Annotated in this window: 22 protein-coding genes and 2 pseudogenes; 19 read left to right on the top strand and 5 right to left on the bottom strand. The window is 34.7% G+C overall.

Going from position 1 to position 23,783, the window contains the following annotated elements:
* Positions 1-11 precede the first annotated feature (11 nt).
* Positions 12-986 carry an MBL fold metallo-hydrolase gene (locus JFT89_RS00385; RefSeq protein WP_002065197.1) on the bottom strand — a complete coding sequence of 325 codons (975 nt, stop codon included), beginning with the start codon at positions 984-986 and terminating at the stop codon, positions 12-14.
* Positions 987-1,321: 335 nt separating this feature from the next.
* Here JFT89_RS00385 and JFT89_RS00380 point away from each other — a divergent pair, with 335 nt between their 5' ends.
* Complete coding sequence (locus JFT89_RS00380; RefSeq protein ID WP_002012710.1) at positions 1,322-1,909, top strand: SCO family protein; 588 nt, start codon at positions 1,322-1,324, stop codon at positions 1,907-1,909.
* A gap of 36 nt (positions 1,910-1,945) precedes the next feature.
* Here the strand turns inward: JFT89_RS00380 and JFT89_RS00375 are convergent, their stop codons facing one another.
* Complete coding sequence (locus JFT89_RS00375; protein ID WP_002012708.1) at positions 1,946-2,413, bottom strand: Hsp20/alpha crystallin family protein; 468 nt, start codon at positions 2,411-2,413, stop codon at positions 1,946-1,948.
* Between the two features lie 217 nt (positions 2,414-2,630).
* Between JFT89_RS00375 and asnB the strand changes: the two genes are divergently transcribed.
* The 10 genes from asnB (at position 2,631) to JFT89_RS00325 (ending at position 11,286) form a co-directional block, all read left to right on the top strand.
* Positions 2,631-4,532 (top strand): asparagine synthase (glutamine-hydrolyzing), encoded by a 1,902-nt coding sequence (gene asnB, locus JFT89_RS00370; protein ID WP_002012706.1) that lies wholly within the window; start codon positions 2,631-2,633, stop codon positions 4,530-4,532.
* 91 nt (positions 4,533-4,623) lie between these two features.
* Positions 4,624-4,983 carry a GNAT family N-acetyltransferase gene (locus JFT89_RS00365; protein WP_002012705.1) on the top strand — a complete coding sequence of 120 codons (360 nt, stop codon included), beginning with the start codon at positions 4,624-4,626 and terminating at the stop codon, positions 4,981-4,983.
* A 45-nt stretch (positions 4,984-5,028) separates the two neighbouring features.
* The gene (locus tag JFT89_RS00360) at positions 5,029-5,364 is read left to right on the top strand and encodes a hypothetical protein (RefSeq protein ID WP_012260872.1); all 336 of its coding nucleotides are present in this window, start codon (positions 5,029-5,031) and stop codon (positions 5,362-5,364) included.
* Positions 5,365-5,469: 105 nt separating this feature from the next.
* Positions 5,470-6,471: an N-acetylmuramoyl-L-alanine amidase gene (locus JFT89_RS00355; protein ID WP_002065198.1), complete on the top strand. Its 1,002-nt coding sequence runs from the start codon at positions 5,470-5,472 to the stop codon at positions 6,469-6,471.
* A 234-nt stretch (positions 6,472-6,705) separates the two neighbouring features.
* Positions 6,706-7,668, top strand: coding sequence for an ABC transporter substrate-binding protein (locus JFT89_RS00350; protein WP_002127211.1), 963 nt, complete (start codon positions 6,706-6,708; stop codon positions 7,666-7,668).
* A gap of 132 nt (positions 7,669-7,800) precedes the next feature.
* Positions 7,801-8,676: a D-amino-acid transaminase gene (gene dat / locus JFT89_RS00345; RefSeq protein WP_201039335.1), complete on the top strand. Its 876-nt coding sequence runs from the start codon at positions 7,801-7,803 to the stop codon at positions 8,674-8,676.
* A 98-nt stretch (positions 8,677-8,774) separates the two neighbouring features.
* Complete coding sequence (locus JFT89_RS00340) at positions 8,775-9,422, top strand: nitroreductase family protein (protein ID WP_002012699.1); 648 nt, start codon at positions 8,775-8,777, stop codon at positions 9,420-9,422.
* 260 nt (positions 9,423-9,682) lie between these two features.
* Entirely contained in the window at positions 9,683-10,171 is a 489-nt protein-coding gene (locus JFT89_RS00335) for a putative periplasmic lipoprotein (protein WP_002065200.1), read from the top strand.
* Between the two features lie 147 nt (positions 10,172-10,318).
* Positions 10,319-10,501 (top strand): hypothetical protein, encoded by a 183-nt coding sequence (locus JFT89_RS00330; RefSeq protein WP_242488362.1) that lies wholly within the window; start codon positions 10,319-10,321, stop codon positions 10,499-10,501.
* 236 nt (positions 10,502-10,737) lie between these two features.
* Positions 10,738-11,286, top strand: coding sequence for a cysteine hydrolase family protein (locus JFT89_RS00325; RefSeq protein ID WP_002065201.1), 549 nt, complete (start codon positions 10,738-10,740; stop codon positions 11,284-11,286).
* Between the two features lie 35 nt (positions 11,287-11,321).
* Here JFT89_RS00325 and JFT89_RS00320 read toward each other — a convergent pair.
* Positions 11,322-11,441 (bottom strand): annotated as a pseudogene (locus JFT89_RS00320) (NUDIX hydrolase); the annotation flags it as partial.
* Between the two features lie 288 nt (positions 11,442-11,729).
* Here JFT89_RS00320 and JFT89_RS00315 point away from each other — a divergent pair.
* The 5 genes and pseudogenes from JFT89_RS00315 to adhP all read left to right on the top strand — a co-directional run bounded on the left by JFT89_RS00315 (position 11,730) and on the right by adhP (position 17,208).
* A complete protein-coding gene (locus JFT89_RS00315) occupies positions 11,730-12,623 on the top strand; it encodes a mechanosensitive ion channel family protein (RefSeq protein WP_002065202.1) in 894 nt (297 codons plus the stop codon).
* 167 nt (positions 12,624-12,790) lie between these two features.
* The gene (locus tag JFT89_RS00310; RefSeq protein ID WP_016092678.1) at positions 12,791-13,909 is read left to right on the top strand and encodes a GAF domain-containing sensor histidine kinase; all 1,119 of its coding nucleotides are present in this window, start codon (positions 12,791-12,793) and stop codon (positions 13,907-13,909) included.
* Between the two features lie 14 nt (positions 13,910-13,923).
* A complete protein-coding gene (locus JFT89_RS00305; RefSeq protein WP_002065204.1) occupies positions 13,924-14,559 on the top strand; it encodes a response regulator in 636 nt (211 codons plus the stop codon).
* A gap of 141 nt (positions 14,560-14,700) precedes the next feature.
* Positions 14,701-15,555 (top strand): MurR/RpiR family transcriptional regulator, encoded by an 855-nt coding sequence (locus JFT89_RS00300; RefSeq protein WP_002065205.1) that lies wholly within the window; start codon positions 14,701-14,703, stop codon positions 15,553-15,555.
* A gap of 629 nt (positions 15,556-16,184) precedes the next feature.
* Positions 16,185-17,208 (top strand): annotated as a pseudogene (gene adhP, locus JFT89_RS00295) (alcohol dehydrogenase AdhP).
* A 151-nt stretch (positions 17,209-17,359) separates the two neighbouring features.
* On the opposite strand, the gene JFT89_RS00290 reads toward adhP, so the two are convergent.
* The gene (locus tag JFT89_RS00290; RefSeq protein ID WP_002200624.1) at positions 17,360-18,379 is read right to left on the bottom strand and encodes an ABC transporter permease; all 1,020 of its coding nucleotides are present in this window, start codon (positions 18,377-18,379) and stop codon (positions 17,360-17,362) included.
* Positions 18,376-19,278, bottom strand: a complete 903-nt coding sequence (locus JFT89_RS00285; RefSeq protein ID WP_016094125.1) for an ABC transporter permease subunit — start codon at positions 19,276-19,278, stop codon at positions 18,376-18,378. Before JFT89_RS00285 ends, JFT89_RS00290 begins: the two co-directional genes overlap by 4 nt.
* Before the next feature lie 557 nt (positions 19,279-19,835).
* Between JFT89_RS00285 and gntK the strand changes: the two genes are divergently transcribed.
* The 3 genes from gntK to gnd are packed head-to-tail and all read left to right on the top strand — an operon-like array spanning position 19,836 to position 23,653.
* Entirely contained in the window at positions 19,836-21,374 is a 1,539-nt protein-coding gene (gene gntK, locus JFT89_RS00280) for a gluconokinase (protein ID WP_201039334.1), read from the top strand.
* A gap of 14 nt (positions 21,375-21,388) precedes the next feature.
* Positions 21,389-22,738 (top strand): GntP family permease, encoded by a 1,350-nt coding sequence (locus tag JFT89_RS00275; RefSeq protein WP_016094124.1) that lies wholly within the window; start codon positions 21,389-21,391, stop codon positions 22,736-22,738.
* Between the two features lie 18 nt (positions 22,739-22,756).
* Positions 22,757-23,653 carry a phosphogluconate dehydrogenase (NAD(+)-dependent, decarboxylating) gene (gnd, locus tag JFT89_RS00270; protein ID WP_002065214.1) on the top strand — a complete coding sequence of 299 codons (897 nt, stop codon included), beginning with the start codon at positions 22,757-22,759 and terminating at the stop codon, positions 23,651-23,653.
* Positions 23,654-23,783 lie beyond the last annotated feature (130 nt).

Here is a 23,783-nt window from a genome sequence, read left to right as displayed (position 1 = left end):
AATTAGTACTATTATACATGAGAAGTTTCTGTGATTTTTACTGGTTCTTTAACTGGGACAATAGGGCTATAAGTGAAAGTTTGACCTAAAAAGAGAACATGTAGCTGTTCCCACGGTAGCATTCGTAAATTCCAGTTATTTCGTAGTCGTGTTACTGCTTCCCTTGGTGTTTCATCTGCTAAAGCAAAAGTACCGTAGTGCATGGGAATGAAATGTGTAGCTTTTATATCTAGATAGGCTTGCACAGCTTCTTCTGGTGAAACGTGAGACACTTTCATAAACCATTCTGGTTCATAGGCACCAATTGGCATAAGTGCAATATCGATTGAAAAACGTTTGCCGATCTCTTTAAATCCTTGGAAATAACCACTATCACCACAAAAATAAATGGTTTCTGAAGAAGTCATATTATCAATGATCCACCCTCCCCAGTGAGAGGTGTTCATATCAAATAATGTTCTTCTCGTCCAGTGCTGGGCAGGTACGAAGTGAAAAGAGACTTCATCAATTGTTGTACTTTCCCACCAGTTGTATTCTTCAACATTGGTGAATTTTTTACGAGTAAATAATTTTTTTAGCCCAATAGGAACAAGGTATAAGGCATCATCATTTAGTTGACGAAGAGATGAAAAGTCTAAATGATCGTAATGACCGTGTGAAATAAGAACGATATCGATTTTAGGTAGTTCTTTTATAGTGAGCCCTGGCTCAGTAAGTCGTGGAACTAACTTTAATTTATTTGCCCATACTGGATCTGTTAAAATATTTAAGCCGTTCGTTTGAATGAGAAAAGTTGAATGACCAATCCATGTGACAGTCGTTTTTTCAAAGTTATTTAGTAGAAATTTACTTTGTTTAACAGGTGATTGTTCTACTAGAAAAGAAAAGTCTTTTTTGTTTTGCTTTCTCTCTTTACGCCAACGTAAGAAGGAGCGAATTGATTTTTTTGTACTTGCATTATCCATATTTTCATAGCGCTTTGCCATGAACATCACCTCATTTAAAATCGTTGTAGTTGTATTGTACCGAAATGTTGTTAAGGAATACAGTGTTTAACATGGATTAATGTTTAAGCAATTGTAAAAAAATAGGGGGATTTATTTACAAATTTAACAATGAACTTCGTTTCGCAAATAATGGTTAGAGAAATAATAGTAGTAAAATATATTTTGTCTAGTAATTCGCTTGAAATAAAGAAGTAACATACGTAAATTCGTACGATTTCGTGAACAAATGATGTAAACAATTTTCTCATAGTGTTTACTTTTGTTATGATATACATAACTTACATAAATTAAGGATAGAGAAGAGAGGTTTAATAATGAAGCGTTATCAAAAGTTAATTGGTCTTATGGTTGTATTTTGTCTCTTTGTACTTGCAGGTTGTAGCAGTTCAGGGTCAAAATTACGTAAACCGTTAAACTGGGATTTAGAAACTTTCCAATTTACAAATCAAGAAGGAAAGCCGTTTGGTACAAAAGATTTAAAAGGGAAAGTCTGGGTAGCTGATTTCATGTTTACAAGCTGTCAAACGGTTTGTCCGCCAATGACTGCTAATATGGCGAAATTACAGAAAATGGCTAAGGAAGAGAAATTAGACGTTCAGTTTGTTTCGTTTAGTGTAGACCCTGAACTTGATAAACCAGAAAATTTGAAAGCATTCATTCAAAAGTTTACAGAGGATACAAGTAATTGGAACTTGTTAACAGGTTATTCACTGGAGGATATTACAAAGTTTTCAAAAGATAACTTCCAATCGCTTGTAGATAAACCAGAGAATGGGCAAGTAATACACGGTACATCATTTTTCTTAGTCGATCAAAATGGAAAAGTAATGAAAAAATATAGCGGCATTAGCAATACGCCATACGAAGATATTATCCGTGATATGAAGCGATTAGCTGATTAAAAAGAAGGGTGCTAAGCACCCTTCTTTTATTAGTATTCAGTCTATGGATAATATGTCATGCTGTTGTGGTAATTTCGGTGCGCGAATTTCTAATACACCGTTTTGATAAGAAGCTTTCGTTGCTTTTTTATTAATTAAATATGGTAACTTAATAATTCGTGACGCTTCTGAAATGGAACGTTCCCGGCGATAATAGTTATGAGATGTCTGTTCTTCTTCCGTCTCTTCAAGTATATCTTCTTTTACAGAGACTTTTAAGTATTCGCTTTGTATTTCAATTTGAATTTGTTCTTTTTGTATACCTGGTAGTTCGGCTGTAACGACGAGTTCGTCACCAACTTCGTATAAATCTACTGGGAATGTTAATAAACGGTTTCCTTTTTGGAAAAAATGATTTAAATCAGCAATTACGCCACGAAGAGGTGTTTGTTCGAAAAAATCATCAATTTGTTTTAAATAATTACGAACCGGTGGGCGAGAAGAATCTTTTTTTTCTTCACTCATGGTATTACCTCCTAGAAATCAATTTGCAATATCATATGACAAAAGCGGAGAAAGGTGAGTGCCTAGTTTTCATGTTTTCATAAAAAAATGTTAAAAATGTGAAATGGAGTGAGTTTTTTATAGTTTTTGGTCGCCATATTCAGTTGATTATGCTAGTATAAATAGGGTTGATATAGTAGTATTGAGACAGAATGAAAACTGAAAGAGGGTAAGAAGTATGTGTGGTTTTGTAGGATGTTTATGTGAAAACCCTAGAGAGTTTTCAGAAACAGAAAAACATCAATTTGAAAATATGAACACGATGATTTTCCACCGCGGTCCAGATGACGAAGGATATTTTCGTGATGAACATGTACAATTTGGCTTCCGCCGTTTAAGTATCATTGACTTAGAGGCAGGACATCAGCCGCTAACTTATGAAAATGATCGATATGTAATTATTTTTAATGGTGAAATTTACAATTATGTAGAACTACGTGAAATGTTACTTGAAAAAGGTGCAACTTTTGCTACACAATCTGATACAGAAGTTATCATTGCATTGTATGCACATATGAAAGAAAAATGTGTAGACTACCTTCGTGGTATGTTCGCATTTATGATTTGGGATCGTGAAGAAAAGACACTTTTCGGTGCACGTGACCACTTCGGTATTAAGCCTTTATACATCGCACAACAAGGTGATACTACATTCTTCGCATCTGAGAAGAAAAGTATTATGCATGTAATGGAAGACAAAGGGGTAAACCCAAAGTCACTACAACACTACTTTACGTACCAATATGGTCCAGAGCCAGAAACATTAACAATTGATGTTAACAAAATTGAGCCTGGTCATTACTTCGTAAAAGAAATCGGTAAAGAGATGGAAATCCATCGCTACTGGAATCCTTATTTCAACGCTTCAAGCGCAACGAAAGAGGAGCATATCCAAGCAATTCGTGATGTATTATACGATTCTGTAAAAGTACATATGCGTAGTGATGTACCAGTAGGTTCTTTCTTATCTGGTGGTATCGATTCATCTATTATTGCTTCTATCGCAAGAGAAATGAATCCAAATCTATTAACATTCTCTATTGGTTTCGAACAACGTGGTTTCAGTGAAGTTGATGTTGCGAAAGAAACTGCTGAGAAATTAGGAGTTAAAAACCATAACGTATTCATTACAGCGCAAGAATTTATGGATGAGTTCCCAAAAATCATTTGGCATATGGATGATCCTTTAGCGGATCCAGCAGCTGTACCATTGTATTTCGTTGCGAAAGAAGCGCGTAAACACGTAACGGTTGTTCTTTCTGGTGAAGGTGCAGACGAGTTGTTTGGTGGATATAACATTTATCGTGAGCCAAACTCGTTAAAAATGTTCTCTTACATTCCTAGCCCAGGAAAGAGTGTTCTAAAGGCATTAAGTGGTGCTCTTAAAGAAGGGTTTAAAGGAAAAAGCTTCTTAGAGCGTGGATGTACGCCAATCGAAGAGCGTTACTATGGAAATGCGAAAATCTTCCGTGAAGAAGAGAAAGCTGAATTAATGAAGTATTACGATGAAAGTGTTAACTATATGGATATCACGAAACCATTGTATAACGAAATTAAAGATTATGATGATGTAAGTAAAATGCAGTACATTGATATGTTCACATGGTTACGCGGCGATATTTTATTAAAAGCTGATAAAATGACGATGGCAAATTCATTAGAACTTCGTGTACCGTTCTTAGATAAAGAAGTATTTGACGTTGCATCTAAAATTCCGACAGAATTTAAAATTGCAAACGGAACAACGAAAGCTATATTACGTGAAGCTGCTCGTGGAATTGTTCCGGATCACGTGTTAGATCGTAAAAAGCTTGGATTCCCAGTACCAATTCGTCACTGGTTAAAAGATGAAATGCACGATTGGGCTGTAAATATTATTAAAGAAAGCAAAACTGAGCATTTAATCGAAAAACAGTATGTATTAAACTTACTGGAAGCACATTGTGCAGATAAAGGCGATTATAGCCGTAAAATTTGGACTGTACTTGCGTTTATGGTATGGCATCAAATTTATGTTGAGCATAAATACGATACGAATAAGTTCCACGAAGAAACAAAGCGTGCGTATAGCTTAGTTTAATAAAAAACCTTAAGGTCGCATTCGATCTTAAGGTTTTTTTCATAAATTGCATTTATTATTGATACAATAATAGTAAAAGGATGGACAACATATGATTACGTTTGAGAAAGTAAATACAGAAAATGAAAGCGCTGTAAAAGAAATGTTTCACTCACACAGCTTAGATGAGAAAAAAGTTCAGTATTGTGTAAAGGTTGATGATACATATATTGGCGTAATAGATTATAGCGTTCAAGAAGAGAGTGCTATTTTGTCACAGTTAATTATTCATTTTGATTATCAAGGTTATGGATACGGGACAAATACGTATTTTACATTTGAAGAAATGATGAAACAGAGAAATGTGAAAGAAATAAAAGTATTGCAAGAGATGTTTACGGAACAAGCTAAATCTTTCATAGAGGGATCTGGTTTTATTGAGGAAAATGGAATATATGTAAAGAAAATATAGTGAATATTGATTAGGTGATGATATGAATATAAGGTAGGTGGACGTATGACGATAACTTCTGGTCTTGTATTAGTTGGAGGTTGTTTTATAGTAGCAGAACTATGCCAGACTTTTATTCGGAAAAGAATGTATAAGAAGAGAAGACCATATGAATTACAATATATTCCCGTATTTTTAATTTTGTTTTGTATGCTATTTGTATTGCAAAACATAACGTATTTCCCACCTCTTTTGAACATCTTTTTGAAGTTTGGGTTGCTATATAGCGGGGGTGGGATATTTCTTTTATTTCTTTTATTTTGCATACGTTACATCCATTATCAATCGTATATATTCATTTTAAATTGGCTAAAGCAAAGCGATAGAAACCGCCTTACATAAGGGGGTTTTTTATTTGTACTTGTAACGGAACTTGTACAATTAACATAAAATAGGACGAGTAGAAATGAAAGCTTATTACAATAAAGAAAGGAACGAAAAAGATATATGAAACTTGTTATAGACGCAGGGCATGGTGGATATGATTCTGGTGCTGTTGGTAATGGGTTAGTGGAAAAAGAGTTAACACTTCAAATTGCTAGACGTGTGCGAGATATTTTATCTGTAAATTACCCAATCAATATTAAAATGACACGTGATAGTGATGTATTTATCTCTTTATCAGAACGTGCTAATATTGCTAATTCATTTGGTGCAGATTATTTTATCTCATTTCACATTAATAGTGGCGGTGGCACTGGATTTGAAAGTTATATTTACAATGCGCTATCTAATAGTAGTTCCGCATATGAAAAGCAACAAAAAATGCATGCAGCAGTCAATCCTGTATTAACAAAATATGGTCTTCTTGATCGAGGGGCAAAAAAAGCAAATTATGCGGTACTAAGGGAGACTGCAATGGATGCAATTTTAACAGAGACTGCCTTTATTGATACAACGTTTGATGCTAATTTATTGAAAAATCCACAATTTATCGAAGATCTAAGCCAAGCGTATGCAAACGGAATAGCAGCTATTTTTGGAGTAGCTCCAAATCCGAATCCTCCAAATCCACAACCTCCAAACCCACAGCCAACACCACAAACGAAGGGGATTGCCTATATACTTGGGAAAAATGTGAATTTAAGAAGTGGCCCATCAACGTCTTCTTCAGTTATTCGTCAACTAAACGCCCCAGAATCGTATGTCGTATATCAGGAAAGTAACGGATGGTTAGACTTAGGAAATGGACAATGGGTGTATAATGACCCTTCGTACATTAATTTTGTAAAGACGAGCAATAGTGATGGAAGTCCAATTGGTGTCGCTTATATACAAGGAACGAATGTGAACTTAAGAAGTGGTCCATCAACATCTTCTTCAGTTATTCGTAAATTAAATAATCCAGAATCTTATTTAGTATATATTAATCAAAACGGTTGGTTGAACCTTGGTGGAAATCAATGGGTGTATAATGATCCATCATATATTAAATATAATCAATATTAGGAAATGAGTTTATAATGTAATACGAATGCGTATTTATGTATAACGTAGATACGCATTTTAAGAACGTTTATTATTTTCATACTTATACACTTTATTTTAAAAATAAACATTTGAATAGCGGATAGAATCTAAAATGTATATATTGAAAAAGTTTTCTGATATACATTGACAATGTATGTAGTATACATTAATCTTTAATTGTTAATGATAATCGATTTCATCTAGGGAGGACATATGGTACATAGTAAAAAAATATTTATGTTCTGCATTATGATACTTATGGTAATAATCGCAGGGTGTAGCAAAGAAGAGAAAAAAGAAAATGATACATCGGCTAAAGCAAAAGATTCGTATACTGTAAAGCATGCAATGGGTGAAACAACAGTAAATGGTACACCTAAAAAAGTAGTTGTTTTAACAAACGAGGGTGCGGAGGCGCTTTTAGCTGTCGGAGTAACACCAGTTGGAACTACAAAACCACGTGCTGGTGATGAATGGTATCCTCATTTAGCGAAAGATTTAAAAGATACGAAAGTTGTAGGTACTGAGCGTGATATTAATTTAGAGGCAGTTATGAAGCTTAAGCCAGATTTAATTATCGGGAATAAAATGCGTCATGAAAAAATATATGAGCAATTGAACGAAATAGCGCCAACTGTGTACGCTGAAACATTGCGCGGGGATTGGAAAGAAAACTTTACACTCTATACAAAAGCTGTAAATAAAGAAAAAGAAGGGCAAAAGGCTCTTGAAGATTATAAAAAACGTATTGAAGGAATGAAAGAGAAGTTAGGAGATAAATTGAATTCTAAAGTTTCTATTATTCGCTTCGTACCAGGTGATGTTCGGATTTATCAGAAAAACTCATTCTCAGGTGCTGTTTTAAATGATATTGGATTTAAGCGACCACCACTACAAGATAAAGATGAGTTTGCGATAAAAGGAATTACAAAAGAGCAAATTCCGAATATGGATGGGGACTACATATTCTACTTCACATCTGATAAAGATGCAGATAAGAATAACGAAGGAACCACGTTAGCAAAAGAATGGACAGAAGACCCACTCTTTAAGCAACTGCAGGCTTCTAAAGACAATAAAGTATTCCAAGTGGATGAAGTAATTTGGAATACAGCAGGCGGTATTAAAGCTGCAAACTTAATGCTAGATGATATTGAAAAATATTTTTTGAAATAAATGAATGGTTGAGTGCATCACTTTAAATAGGTGATGTACTTTTTTTGTTTAGTTAAATACAGAAAATTCCTTCTTTTAAGTGTGGATAAGTTGTACAATAAAACCAATCATGGAATAAAGGAGTGGAAAGGAATGAAAGCTACTCATAAAGATTGGATTTTGTTTAACGGAAGAATTGTAAATACGAAAGAAGAACAGCCTATGGTTGCGTTGGAAGAGCGAGGACTCCAATTTGGTGATGGCATATATGAAGTATTTAGGCTATACGATGGGAAGCCTCATTTATTAGACTTACATTTGGAACGCTTTTTTAAATCTATGAGGGAAATAAATATTGTTCCGTCGTTTACAAAGGAAGAGTTAGTTGAAGAACTTCATCAAATGATTGAAAGAAATCAATTTCAAGAGGATGGGAATGTGTATCTTCAAATATCACGTGGAGCTCAAGCTCGAAATCATGTGTATGAAAAAGATTTACAGCCAACATATTTTGCGAATATTGTTTTGTTTCCAAGACCTACCGCTACTATGGAACAAGGAATAAAGGTTACTGTAGAAGAGGATATACGCTGGAAGTTCTGTCATATAAAATCTTTAAACCTTCTACCTAATGTCATGATTAAAAATAAAATAAACGAGCAAGGGTATCAAGAAGCGATATTAGTACGAGATGGAGTTGTAACAGAAGGGTGTCATTCGAATTTCTTTATGGTGAAAAATAATAAATTAATTACACATCCGGCCGATAATTTCATTCTACACGGCATTACTCGTCACTACGTTATTACATTAGCGAAAGCTTTACATATTGAAGTAGAAGAGCGTGAATTCTCATTGCAAGAAGTATACGAGGCTGACGAATGTTTCTTTACAGCGACACCACTTGAAATATTCCCTGTTGTTCAAATTGGTGATGAGAAGTTTGGAAGCGGCGAAAGAGGACCAATTACGAAAAAACTACAAGCTGCATATGAAGAAAGTATTAGTTTGTTTAAAGTGACAAATTAATAATGAGGGAAAAAGCTGGTATTCCCCCAGCTTTTTTTCATGATATAATTCAACCATAGGACAAGTTTTGAAAACGCTGTAAAAAGGGGATTTAATATATGAATTATGAAGATTTTAAAGAAGTAATTCACGGTAGACGAAGTGTTAGAAAGTTTACAGAACAAGAAGTATCCACTAGTGATATAAAAGAAATTATTGATTGTGCTCGTTATGCACCGAGTGATACGAACTCACAAACGTGGGAGTTCTTGGTCATTATGAACCGAGAGAAAATTAAAGAAATTGAACAAATGACATGGGATGCATTACATAAACTTGCAGCAAAAGCAGCAGAAAATGGAGAAGAGAAAGCAGGGAAATTACTTACACGTTCTTTCGGTCCATATGCGACAGCTTTCTCTGAGGCGCCAGTATTAATCGTATGTTTGGCAACACCATATGAATCAAAGTTTCGTGAAAAGATATTTGATCCAATTGCCTTCGTTCCTGATTCAGTATGGGAAGAGGAAGGAATTAAGAGTAGCTGTTTAGCAGCACAAAACTTAATGTTGGCTGCACATGCGAGAGGACTGGGTACTTGTCCAATGACAGGACCTGTATTATTAGCTCAAGATGAACTGCGACAATATTTACAAATTGAGCCTCAAAAACAAATTAATATGGTAATTTCACTCGGGTTTCCGAAAGATAAGCCGAAGAAACTTTCTCGAAAAGAAGTTGATGAGATTACAACATTTATTTTCTAAATGTTATGTAGAAAAGACATTGAAATAGCAATGTCTTTTTATTTTGAATGGATATTTTTTTAGTAAATTGGGCTAAAATGATGAATAGAGTGGAATTACTATTTATTTCTTTAAAAAAATTAATGTTCTTAAAATGAAAGTATGGTACAGTAATCGTGAGCAAGCTAATATTTGTTCATGAAAGTGTTAAAAACTAGTTTTAAAATCAAGAAGTTATTTTTGTATAATAAATTATAATGAAATAACAGGGGGAATGAATTTTGAAGAAATTCATAATCGCTGGATTGTCTGTATTGTTATTAGTAGGCTGTGGTACTCCAAAGGAAAAAGAGGATGCACAGTCAAACCAGGAAGAACAAGTTGTAAATGCAAGTGATGAGAATATGGTCGTATTTCCTGAAGGAGCAGTGCCAATCGGAGAAGGGAAAGTAAAAGTAACTACTCCAGATGGTACTTCTGAAAATGGCAATATACCAACTGTATTCATAAAAAAGGATACTTTAATTCAGCAAGTCGAATTAGAACTTTCCAATTTTCAAAACGATAAAGAAACATTTGTATTTGTAGATCAAATATTTGCAGATAAACATCAAGTAACTAGTACAACACAGACAACAGTACAATTAAAAGAAAAGACGCTTGAGACAGGTAGTCATACGATTACCGCAGCTCAGTTTGAAAACAATGACCCGAAAGGAAAAGTCATTAGCTTGAATCAAGCGACGTTTGAAACGAAGCCTGCGTCTTAATATGGAAAAAAGTACATTACTCAAAAGTAGTGTACTTTTTAGTTTGGATTGAATTATGTCATTGAGAATAATTTGTGTCACTTTTTAGTACGAATGAATAGGAAGAAATTATTCTTTACTATCATGTAAGAGAAAGGGATTGAAAGTTTGAAACGAGTTATTCGTATTTTCTTATTTATTATAATGTTTTCGGTCATTTGGTTTACTTTACAAGAGGCGGTTGAAGTTACGCTCAATTATCAAATTCATGACTTGTTAATTGGAGCTGTATGTTTTGTCATTGTGTATCGGTTTTATCCCGCCTTAACGGACAATAAGAACCCCACCTGAAAATTCGGCACATGCGAGGAAGTTAGGTGGGAGATCAACTTGCCCGTAAAATCCCGATGGGTGAAGGATAATACCCCCCTATGATTAAAGTTTCGCTTTATGATAAACTCGGATTAAGGTAAGTATTGAGTTGGAAATGTAGGGATTTCATTTGAAATGTCGAATAGTACATACGATGTCGTAATAACAAATTTTCTATTGTTTACTGTGAAACAGAAGAAGGAGAGATTGTAGTTATGAAAAGAGCTCTTATAAATATTGATTATACATATGATTTTGTAGCTGAAAAAGGTGCTTTAACATGCGGGAAACCAGGTCAAGAAATTGAGAAGGAACTTGTAAATGTAACGAAACAATTTATTGAAAAAGGTGATTACGTAGTATTTGCGATCGATAAACATGAAGACAATGATGTATATCATCCAGAAGCGAAATTGTTTCCACCTCATAATATAGCAGGTACAAATGGAAGAGACTTATTTGGTGAATTACAAGATGTATGCGAGAAATATAAAAATGCAGAGAATGTATACTATATGGACAAAACACGTTACAGTGCTTTTGCAGGAACGGATCTAGAAATGAAGCTAAGAGAAAGAGGAATAGAGGAAGTGCATCTTGTAGGTGTATGTACTGATATTTGTGTTCTACATACAGCAGTAGATGCTTATAATAAAGGGTTTCAAATTGTCGTTTATGAAAAGGCGGTTGCATCTTTTAATGCGCAAGGACATGAATATGCACTTGGACATTTTAAATCTTGTTTAAATGCAGAAGTGAAGTGAAAAAAAGAGGCCTTCAAAAGGTCTCTTTTTCACATTTAAATAGAGACGACTTGCTGTTGAATTAACTTTTTAATGAACGGGCTAATCTTTTCTGGTAGCCCATTTAAATCAAAAAATTGTACATGTAATGATTCATCTTCGTCTGCTTTTAACGAGGTGAGTATTGCGTACTTAAAAGAAAGGCGTTTATAAAAAATTCGATTTTAATATCCCTTTAGGGTACTAAAAAGGGTTATAGTAAATAGAAAAGGACATCTGAAGTTGAAAGATTGATTAAAGGGTTATATTGTTGAAGATGAACAATGAATACAAATACATAGTTAAGAAAGTACGATTTAAGATCAGGATGAAAGATGTTTCGAAAACAAGTGTTGAGATGATAAATACGTATTTACAATAAAGTAGCTCTGTATGAAATTTTACATTAGTAAGGAAGTGGATGGATGAGTTTATTAACGTATACTGAAGAGTTTTTTAATTATGTAAGGGAATTTTTACTTTTAAGGTTTTTACTATTTACTTTAGTTCTTATCATTATTTCTTTTGTTATAAATCGCATTATTGATTGGTTTTTTAGAAAATCAAGCTTTTTTGATGAAGAGGTAGAGCAGACGATTCAAAGTGTAATTCGATCTATTTTTAGGTATATGATTATCATCAGTCTTATCATATATTTAATTAGTCAATTTGTAGATATAAAAAGTATTATTGCAGGTGCAGGGATAGCGGGAGTTGTCATCGGTTTTGCTGCACAACAGATGCTAAAAGATGTAATATTAGGCTTTGCAAGATTAGCGGACAAAGAGTTCCGTGTTGGCGATTTTGTTACTTTTAACGGAACAAATTCAGGAACCATTGAGGAAATTAGTGTTCGTTTTATGCAAATTCGTGAATGGTCAGGAAAACTCCTTACCATACCACACGGAGAGATTAGAACGATACAAAATTTTAATAAAGGATGGATGCGAGTTATTGAACGCATCACGGTAAGTTATCAGGAAGATCCTACAAGAGTTAAGGAATTGTTAGAAGAAGTGTGTGTTATTTGTAATGAAAAATTGGATCAAAGTCTTTATAGAGTAGATGATGAAGCTGTTGAACCATTTAAATATGTTGGAGTTACAGACTTAAATCCTAACCTTAAATATGTTGGATATGAATTTTGTATTACAGGTTTGATTAAACCGGAAGATTATTTTGAAACTTCTAGACAAGTAAGATTTGAATTAATGTCTATTTTCCATAAAAATCAAGTGCAAATGCCAGCAGCGAATATGTTCGTTAACACTGAAAGTTTACAGCATATTCATGGGGGACAATCTTTATCAGACAGTTAATGAAAACTAGCTAATTTCTGTTTTGGTTTAGAATTTATATTTGCAAATCAGTAGATTTGAATGAATTGTATGGGATATCTCCGAAAAAAGAGCTGAAGGAATTCGGTTCTTTTTTGTTTGTAGTATTTTGAAATTTCTTAATGTTATAATGGTAGTTGGTGATGAGAATGAACATAGATGAAAAAGAGATGCATCGTTTAGAGGCATTAAAAGAAATTGCTGAGTTACTAAATGAAGCAACAAACTTACAGGAAATGTTAGGAAAAGTGTTACATACATTATTACAAGTTATGAATTTACAAACAGGGTGGATATTCTTTATTGATGAAAGTGGAAAGCATCGTATGCTTGTAGACCAAAACTTACCCCCAGCTCTTACGTGGCGGGAAAAGAAGCCGATGTGTGAAGGCGATTGTTGGTGTGTAGAACGTTTTGTGAATGGAAGATTGGAAAAAGCAACAAATATTATTGAATGTAAACGAATAGAGGATGCGATTGAATGTAATTGGGGCGAGACAGAAGATGTTACACATCATGCGACAATTCCGCTAAGATCTGGATCAGAGAAATTTGGTCTATTAAATGTAGCCTCGCCTCATAAAACACATTTTTCTGAGGAGGAGTTAGCGTTATTAGAAGCGATTGCATTTCAAATTGGAACGACAATACAACGTATTCAATTAGTTGAGAAAGAACGAAAATATGTAGTTGTAGCTGAAAGAAATCGATTGGCTCGTGATTTACATGATTCTGTTAAACAATTGTTATTTTCAATTATGCTAACAGCGAAAGGGACTCTAAATATGACGAAGGATAGAGACTTGCAAGAGATGTTAAGTTATATTGGAGAATTATCACAGGAAGCATTACAAGAGATGACACTTTTGATTTGGCAATTAAGGCCTGAAGGATTAGAGAAAGGTTTAGCAGAAGCGATACAAAATTATGGAAAACTGTTAGGGATTCAAGTGGAAGTTCGAATTGATGGAATGGTTTTAATTGAAGATGAAATAGAAGAAGTTTTATGGCGTATAAGCCAAGAGGCATTACATAATTGTAAAAAACATGCCTCATGTGAAAAAGTATGTGTTCATTTAAGGATAGAAAATAATAAGTTGCATTTTTACATAGAAGATAACGGAATAGGATTTATACAGGATCAAGTAAGAGAGTCAGCACTTGGCTTGAAAAGTATGAAAGAACGAATTGAATTAATGAGGGGAATTTTTCGAATAAAAGCAGAACCGGAAAAGGGGACAAAGATAGAAATTCAATTACCGGTTTGAGAGGGAGAACGTCAGTGAAAATAAAATTATTACTTGTAGAAGATCATCATATCGTTCGAAGGGGACTCGTATTCTTTTTGAAGACGAGAGAAGAATTTGAAATTATTGGGGAAGCAGCAAATGGTGAAGAAGCATTAACATTCGTCCAAGCAGAAAGGCCAGATGTAGTATTAATGGATTTATCAATGCCGAAAATGGATGGTATTGAAGCGACAAAACGTATAAAACAATACGATGAGACAATAAAAATTCTTATGCTCAGTAGTTTTTCAGAACAAGATTACGTTTTACCAGCATTAGAAGCTGGGGCAGATGGCTATCAATTAAAAGAAGTGCAGCCAGATCAACTCGTTGCGTCAATCGTTGCGGTATATCAAGGAAATGCAAATTTTCACCCGAAAGTAACACCAGCACTATTAGGACGATCAGCAGTCAAGAAAGAAAAAGAGAATCCTTTTTCTATGTTAACAAAAAGGGAGCAAGAAGTACTTCGTGAAATTGCGAAAGGAAGAAGCAATAAGGAGATTGCAGCGGCACTTCATATTACAGAACAAACGGTTAAAACACATGTTTCTAATGTATTGGCTAAATTGGAAGTAGATGACCGCACACAAGCTGCATTATACGCAGTAAAGCATGGGGAAAACTAGAAATAAGTATGAATAATTGTGTCATATGTTACGGTAGAATACATAGGAGCAAATAAAATGTATAGTGATGCGCTAAATAAAGGTGTTTCTTCTTTCGATTATTAGGTACAATATAGCTACTATGGAAGGGGAAGATACGATATGCCTGGTACAAAAAGTGGGATTGGAAAGATTCAGGCTTCGTTAAATGGTTTATCACCGAAATTACGAAGTATTGCCGAACATATTTTGAAACATCCACAAGATGTTGTACATAAATCGATTACGGAGTTAGCGGAAGTTACGAATAGTTCTGAAGCAACGATATTCCGCTTATGCAAACACCTAGGTTTTCAAGGGTTTCAAGACCTGAAAATTACATTAGCTCGTGAGATTGTACATACTCCGATGCAAAACATTCATGAGGAAGTATCGGTAGAAGATAATATGGTCACTGTTGCTAAAAAAGTTTTTCATTCACATATTACAGGACTGCAAGATACATTACATTTGTTAAATGATAACGCGTTGGAACAGGCAGTAAGTGCGCTGAATGAAGCAAAACGAATTGAGTTTTATGGAAATGGTGGGTCGGGTATTATTGCGATGGATGCTTATCATAAGTTTATGAGAACGGGTATTTCTTGTATTGCCCATACGGATTCTCATTTTCAAATTATGGGAGCTGGCTTGCTGACAAAAGAAGCAGTGGTCATTGCAATTTCTCATTCAGGCAGTAATAAAGGATTACTTGAAGCATTAGAAGTAGCAAAAGCAAAAGGAGCTCACATTATTGCGATTACGAGCTATCAAAAATCGGCATTAAGCCAACTTGCTCATATAACGCTATATACTTCGACGCGTGAGACTGAATTTCGTACAGAAGCAAGTTCATCACGATTAGCGCAGCTTAGTTTATTAGATACTTTGTATGTGGGTTTGTCGTTGCAACGACAGGAGGAAACACTGCAAAATTTACAAAGCATACGTGAAACAATTTCAATGAAACGAATATAAAAAGCTCTTCAAATGAAGAGCTTTTTAGTTTGTTGATGTATCCTCAAGATCTACTTGTCCGTAGAAATACGCAACATGTTCATCTTTAGCCTTTTAATTAGTTTTATCCCGCTATTTGTGGGAAGTAAGACTCCCGCCTCAAAATTAGGCACAGGCGAGGAAGTTAGATAGGAGATTAACTGCCCGTAAAAACCAAATCGGTGATATCCCATCACAATCAAGCTAAGAAAAGTAAATACCCCAAGATGAACTACAAAAAAATTGTTTGAAACGTTTTACTTATAGTCATAATCTCCCATCTTTACAACCATTCATTTTTTCAACCTCTATACTCTTTATATTTTTTCATCATATTACTTCACATTTAAAATCAAAAGAATAGCTTGATAAATTCAAATGTAGATATAATAAAGTTTCAGATTTTCCTTTTAAATACATCAAAAAGCCTTTATGTAATAATTCAAATATTGTTCAATATTTCGCAATTTGTTTATAAAATTCCATGTTATGATGAACCTGTAATGATGATTGAACACTTAAATTTGGTACAATAATTAGCCAAAATAGTGAGGACAGTAGTTGTGAGATAAACTCATTAAAACTCTAAAACACTAAAGGGGAGATCACATATGAAAGCAGTAGTAGTTAATAAAAACAGCAAAGCAAATATTGAAGTTATTGAAAAAGAATTACGTCCGTTACACTCGGGTGAAGCACTAGTAGATGTAGAGTATTGTGGAGTTTGCCACACTGATTTACACGTTGCGAATCATGATTTTGGAAACACCGATGGCCGCATCCTTGGTCATGAGGGTGTAGGTATTGTTACTAAAATTGCTGATGATGTTACTTCACTAAAGATAGGTGACCGTGTAAGTATTGCATGGATGTTCCAATCTTGTGGACGTTGTGAATATTGCGTAACGGGGAGAGAAACATTCTGCCGTGAAGTGAAAAATGCTGGTTATTCAGTAGATGGTGGTATGGCTGAACAATGTATTGTTACAGCTGATTATGCGGTGAAGGTACCAGAAAGATTAGATCCTGCTCAAGCATCATCAATCACATGTGCGGGCGTAACTACATATAAGGCTATAAAAGTATCAGACATTAAACCTGGTCAACCTATCGTAATCTATGGTTGTGGTGGATTAGGAAACTTAGCTATCCAATATGCTAAAAACGTATTTGGTGCAAAGGTAATTGCAGTAGATATCAATGACGACAAATTAGCGTTAGCAAAAGAGGTTGGTGCGGATATGACTATCAATCCAATTTCTCAAGGTCCTGCTGATAAAATTGTTCAAGAGGAGTTTGGTGGTGCTTATGCTGCTGTAGTAACAGCAGTTTCTAAAGTAGCCTTCAACTCAGCAGTTGATGCAGTACGTGCTTGCGGTAGGTTTACCAGTAGAAACTATGGATTTAAACATTCCACGACTTGTATTAGACGGAATTGAAGTAGTTGGTTCTCTAGTTGGTACTCGTAAGGATCTGGAGGAGGCATTTATGTTCGGCGCAGAAGGAAAAGTAGTGCCAGTTGTTCAAACGTGTTCTCTAGATAAAGTACAAAATGTATTCGAAGAAATGGAACAAGGTAGAATTCAAGGACGTATGGTAATCGATTTTAAACAGCATAATTGTGATTGCAAATAATTCACTTTAAATATAAAAAGCATGAGTCTAGCAAAGGACATTTAAAAAAGTTAGACGGCATAAAAAAGATGATCCCTCGTATTCAATAGGGATCATCTTTTTATATTCTACTAATATCAATGCCAATTAATACTTGATTGATGAGACATGATTAAAAGTTCACTTTATTTGCAAACGAAAAAGAATCTTTATTTTCAACAAATTTTTTATGATCTGGAACGGTTTGAATTGCTACAACTTGCGAATCTCTTGCTTTCAGTGCATCTTGAATCCCGATTGTCATAAGCTTAATAAATAGAATCGTAATAAAGAATGAAGCGAGAGTATAAAAAATAATCCACCATGAAAGGTTCATTTCATAACGATTTAATCCAATAAGGCCTGCCCAATCATTAGATAGAGAAACAGGTTTGGGCACTCCGTCATAGAGTTCACGCATTTGTATCCCGCCAATTACAATATTAAGCAATGCTAAATGGATAACGAGGATGAGCGTTTGGACGATATGTTCCATAAATAATACAAATAAGCGGTCAAGTAATAAGACTCGTAAGTGTTTTTTGATAATATGAAAACGGCTAGCACCCAGTAATTGTGAACTTAAAATGTAATCTCGTTTCATAAATTCATCAACCTCTGAGGATATATATAAAGAAAGTGTAGGCAGAGCGACGAAAATAAGTACGAGTACTTGATAAAACGTAAATGAAATATTTGGATCTAATCTATCAGCATTTGATGTGATTACAATATTAACGGGCGTGATGAGTATGAATGCGATAAATAGAGTTGGAATATAATAAAAAACTTCTGAGCATGCCTGGAAAAATTTCTTGAATTTTGGAGCATATAAACTTAAGAGGATTCCTATACATGTTCCGCATAAAATTCGAAAGAAGCTAATTGCCACGGCTAATAAAATGGTGAATTTTGCTCCTTCTACAATTTGTAAGAAAACAGACTCTCCAAAACGATCAGTTCCAAAAGGCGGCATTAACGATGGTGGAAAGGGGGCCTTTCCAAGTAATTCGTTATTGTCATTGTAAAGTAACTGAGGAGGTTTTGGGATGTTATCTTTAAAGAACCAACTATAAATAAAACTAGCTGAAATAAGTATGAAAAGATAAGTAAAGCCGATTAAAAAGCGTTTTGATTTCCAAATAGATTTCATAGAGCAGCTCCTTTCAATTGTTTTTGCCATCTATTCATCATAAAAGTGATTATTTGAAAAATAGAATAAAACGGTAAAATAATCATGACGAGTATGATAAATGCAGCAGGAGGTGAAACAAACGCCTTCCTAAATAAAAATTGAATAATGCCTTCCATATTAAAAACAAATTCTAAAATGAATAAGTTAGAAAGTAAGAAAACAAAAATCGTTTTTAAATGGTGAAAGAAGTGGATAGATATATTTTTGAATAAATGAATGCATAGTATATAACTTGATGAAAGTCCTTTTCCATATGCAACCTCTACGTAATGTTTTCCATGTTCTTCTTTTATGTATAACACCATCATCCGAAACATTTGTAATGTGGGTAAGACTGCTAAAGATAAAATGGGGAGTAAATAAGCTCGATTTTCATTAAAAGAAATAATGGTGACAGGAGATTCCCCGAATTTCTGAAGTACCCATATGAAAAATATTTGCAAACAAATCATCATCATCATATCAGGGACAGCTTCTAATATGAACACAATTCGGTTTATCCATTCTTTTATATAATCTTTTGCTAAAAAATAAAAAAATGCCATACTAGATGATAGAAAGAGCGCAAGAAAAAAGGCTACAAATAATACAGTAAATGAATATAGGTAAGGTTCTAAAACAGTTGGAAATAATGGTGTCTTTTTGAAACTACCAAATTTCGGGTCTGATCCGATAACTACTAATGATTCAGGGGAGAAAACCTGTTTTAACATAGTAACGATCTGATTAAAAAAATAAATTGGTTGAAAGGTAAATCCTTGTTGAGTGATAAATAAATAAGGTAAATTTAGTAATAGTAAGAGTGATAAAAGAATTGATGAAAGCTTAATTGTGAATTGAGATATTGTATTTAACATTAAATCCCTCCGACATCTTTTTACAACATTATACAATAAAGTTCATATTTTGTTTTGATTTTTCTGAAAAATATAAATACTATTAGATTTTATAGTATGGACCATATATTTACAAGGTAAAAAGTAATAGTAGGGAGCCGTGCTCTATGTCCATCAAGATAAAAGGACTAGTGAACCTAAAGCAATAAAAAGAGCAAAATGCACAAAATTTCCGTATTGGTGGTAATTGCTTTTCTTAACTTGATGGATATGTGATGTGACCCCTAATAATGAATATTGCTTTTCAACTCCTTTTTCATGCAAATGAGTAGAAAATATGGAAGGACTATGTATGTGTTGTTAATGAGAGGAAAAGAGTGTGTTGCGAAACGAATATAATGCAACTTTACCGCACGGAAAAGCTAATTTTAGTATGTAAATGAAATGAAGGGGTTTATTTTTTTGTTATGAAAAATTTTTTCTTTCAATAACTTGATTTATGAAAAAATATTTTATATACTAATTCATGTAAACGGTTTACTAGATCGTATTTTGCTAGAAACGAAGGGAAGGTTCGCATGGAAACAAGGGGGAGAGTAATCGGGGTTGACATCGGTACCACAAGTACGAAAACGGTTGTATTCAATGAAAAAGGAAAAGTCGTTGCTTCACATGCAATTGATTATCCAATTATTCAACCGAACGTCGGATGGGCTGAGCAAGATCCTGATGTAATATGTGCTGCTGTATATAAAACTGTAAGCGTTGCCATTGAAAAGGGTAATGTGTCACCGGAAGATATTTCTTCTATCGGGATTAGTACAGCGATGCATGCCTTAATTGCTGTAGATGAAAACGGTGCGCCGTTAACGCGCTCTATTATTTGGGCAGATAATAGAAGCACAAAGCAATCAGAAAAACTATTACAACAAATGAATGGTCATGACATTTATAGAAGAACTGGTACACCAATTCATCCGATGTCACCACTTTCTAAATTACTGTGGATGAAAGAAGAAGAAACGGATTTATTCAGAACTGCTCATAAATTTATTTCCATTAAAGAGTATGTCATTTATCAATTATTTTCACGCTATGTAGTTGATTATTCTATCGCATCTGCTACAGGGTTATTTAATTTAAAAACATTAAATTGGGATGAAGATGTTTTAACTATGTTAAATATGTCACCAGAACAATTATCAACACCTGTACCAACTACATATATTTTATCGGGAATGAAGCCGGAATTAGCACAAAAGATGGGTATTAGTGAGGATACTCCGGTTGTTATTGGTGCGAGTGATGGTGTTCTTGCAAATGTAGGTGTCGGTGCAATATCACCTGGCTCAGCTGCAATTACGATCGGGACAAGTGGTGCGGTTCGAACAATTTCATCGAGTGTTAATACAGATGAAAAAGGAAGAACGTTTTGTTACGCATTAACAGATGAGCACTGGGTGATCGGCGGACCAACGAATAACGGTGGAATATTACTTAGATGGTTACGTGATGAATTTGGTAGCCCAGAGCAAGAAGTTGCAAGAAAGCTTGGAATTGATCCTTATGATTTATTAATTAAGTATGCAGAAAGTGTACCAGCTGGAGCAGATGGATTACTATTTTTACCGTTTCTATCTGGAGAACGTGCACCCTACTGGAATGCAAATGCTCGAGGTACATTCTTCGGGATAAACCTTCAGCATAAACGAGAACATTTTATACGAGCAGTTATGGAAGGTGTTTGTATGAGTGTGTATTCAGTAGCACTTGCCATTCGAGATTGTACAGGGCCACTTACTGAAATACGTGTTTCAGGAGGCTTTGCGAAATCTGCATTTTGGAGACAAATGTTATCTGACATGATGGGGAAAGAATTGCTTGTTCCAGAAAGTCATGAAGCATCTGCGCTTGGGGCAGCAGCACTTGCTTTGTATGCAATTGGGAAAATTGATTCGCTTGAAGAGGTGAAGGATTGGATTGATATTGTCCATCACCATGTACCGAATAAAGAAAATACGGCTTTATATTTAGAGATGTTTTATATGTATGAACGACTTTACAATCGTTTGAAAGAAGAATTTGATTGTATAGCTGCTTTCCAACGTAAACAATAGGGGGATTGGGAGAAATGGTAGTTGGAATCGTACTAGCGGCTGTTGTCATATTACTTTTACTAATTACGGTAGTAAAATGGCATCCATTTGTCGCGTTAATTTTAACAGCAATCGGTGTAGGGCTAGCAATGGGGATGCCCTTAATTGGAACTTCACCACAACATCCAGGGATTATCGATTCTATTAAATTAGGTCTTGGTAATACGTTAGGATTTTTGGCGATTGTTTTAGCTTTAGGAACAATGCTTGGAAAAATGATGGCTGAGTCTGGCGGTGCTGAACGAATTGCTAACACATTAATTGGACGTTTTGGGAAAAAGCGTGTTCACTGGGCAATGATGTTCGTTGCATTTATAGTAGGGATTCCGGTATTTTTCCAAGTTGGATTTGTACTATTAATTCCGTTAGTATTTACAATTGCGTTAGAAACAGGGGTATCACTTATTACAATCGGTATTCCGCTAGTAGCAGGTCTTTCGGTTGTACACGGACTTGTTCCACCGCATCCAGCAGCTATGGCAGCGGTAGGTATATTTAAAGCAGATGTAGGGAAGACAATTTTGTATGCATTAATTGTCGGACTTCCAACTGCAATAATTGCAGGTCCGCTTTACGGGAAATGGATTGGTGCTCGTATACATAAAGAAGTACCGTTAGATATAGCGGAGCAATTTATTGAAAGAGATAAGAAGAAGGAACTTCCTAGCTTCGGAAATACATTGTTTACTATTTTACTTCCAGTATTTCTTATGCTAGGTGCATCGATAGCGGAAGTAGCATTAAATAAAACAAGCCAACTTGCACAAGTATTGCATTTTATTGGAGATCCAATAGTCGCATTATTAATTGCAACGATATATTCTTTCTTTAGTCTTGGCTATGCAAAAGGGTTTTCTAAAGACAAAGTCTTACAAGTTACAAATGATTGTTTAGGTCCAATTGCAAACATACTGTTAGTTATCGGTGCAGGCGGCGCATTTAATAAAGTGTTATTAGATTCTGGGATCGGAACTACAATTGCGGAGATGGCGAAAGAATCGCATATTTCACCGATATTATTAGGTTGGGGAATTGCTGCACTTATTCGAATCGCGACGGGTTCTGCTACTGTTTCCATGATGACAGCAGCAGGAATAGTAGCACCGATTGCAGCAAGTACATCAGGAGTTAATGTAGAGTTACTGGCACTTTCAACAGGTGCAGGGTCATTAATTTTATCGCATGTAAATGATTCTGGATTTTGGATGATTAAAGAGTATTTCGGAATGACTGTGAAAGAAACATTATTAACATGGACTGCAATGGAGACAATATTATCTGTTGTAGCACTTGGGCTAATTTCGTTATTAAATATATTTGTATAGAATGGGAGATTGATTAATATGAAACTAGGTTTAATTGGATTAGGAAAAATGGGATTCCCATTAGCTGAACACTTACATGAAGACAAGCATGAAGTAGTTGTATACGATGTAAATAATGAGCTTGTTGAAAAGGCAGGGGAATTAGGGATTACTGCTCGTCATACGTTAAAAGAAATGATTGCTGAACTAGAAGCACCTCGTACAATTTGGGTAATGGTACCTGCAGGAGAAGTTGTTGAGTCAGTACTAAAAGATGTATATCCATTATTAGAGGAAGGCGATATCGTTATTGAAGGTGGAAATTCATTCTATAAGGATACGTTGCGTCGTGCTGAAGAAGCGAAAAGCTTTGGCTTACATTACGTAGATATCGGTACATCAGGTGGTGTGGAAGGAGCTAGATATGGTGCGTGCTTAATGGTTGGTGGCGAAAAAGAAATTTATGATCAACTAGAACCTTTATTTAAAGATTTAGCAGTAGAAAATGGTTATTCATATGCAGGCCGCGTTGGTAGTGGGCATTTCTTAAAAATGGTTCATAACGGTATTGAATACGGAATGATGCAAGCAATCGCTGAAGGATTTGAAGTACTAGATAAAAGTGATTTTGATTTCAATTATGAAGATGTTGCAAAAGTATGGGCAAACGGATCGGTTATCCGTGGTTGGTTAATGGACTTAACTGAAAAAGCATTTGCAGATGATCCAAAACTTGATGGCATTAAAGGTGTAATGAATTCTTCAGGAGAAGGGAAATGGACTGTTGAAACTGCGCTTGAATTACAAGCAGCGGCACCAGTTATCGCTATGTCATTATTTATGCGCTACCGTTCACAAGAAGATGATACATTCCACGGAAAAGTGGTTTCTGCACTTCGTAATCAATTCGGTGGACATGAGGTTGTGAAAAATTAGTTTTGTGAAACTCATACGAAAGTATGAGTTCTTTTTTATTTCTCATACTATTTTATGAAAGCTTTTACCTCTTTTTACTGTATTTTGTATAGAAATTTCTGATAATATAAAGGTAGAATTTGAAAACAAA

It is taken from the genome of Bacillus sp. TH25 (assembly GCF_016650935.1).
Classification (GTDB): domain Bacteria; phylum Bacillota; class Bacilli; order Bacillales; family Bacillaceae_G; genus Bacillus_A; species Bacillus_A mycoides.
The sequence above is the reverse complement of the archived record's forward strand: the minus strand, read 5'-3'. Positions and strand labels throughout refer to the sequence as shown.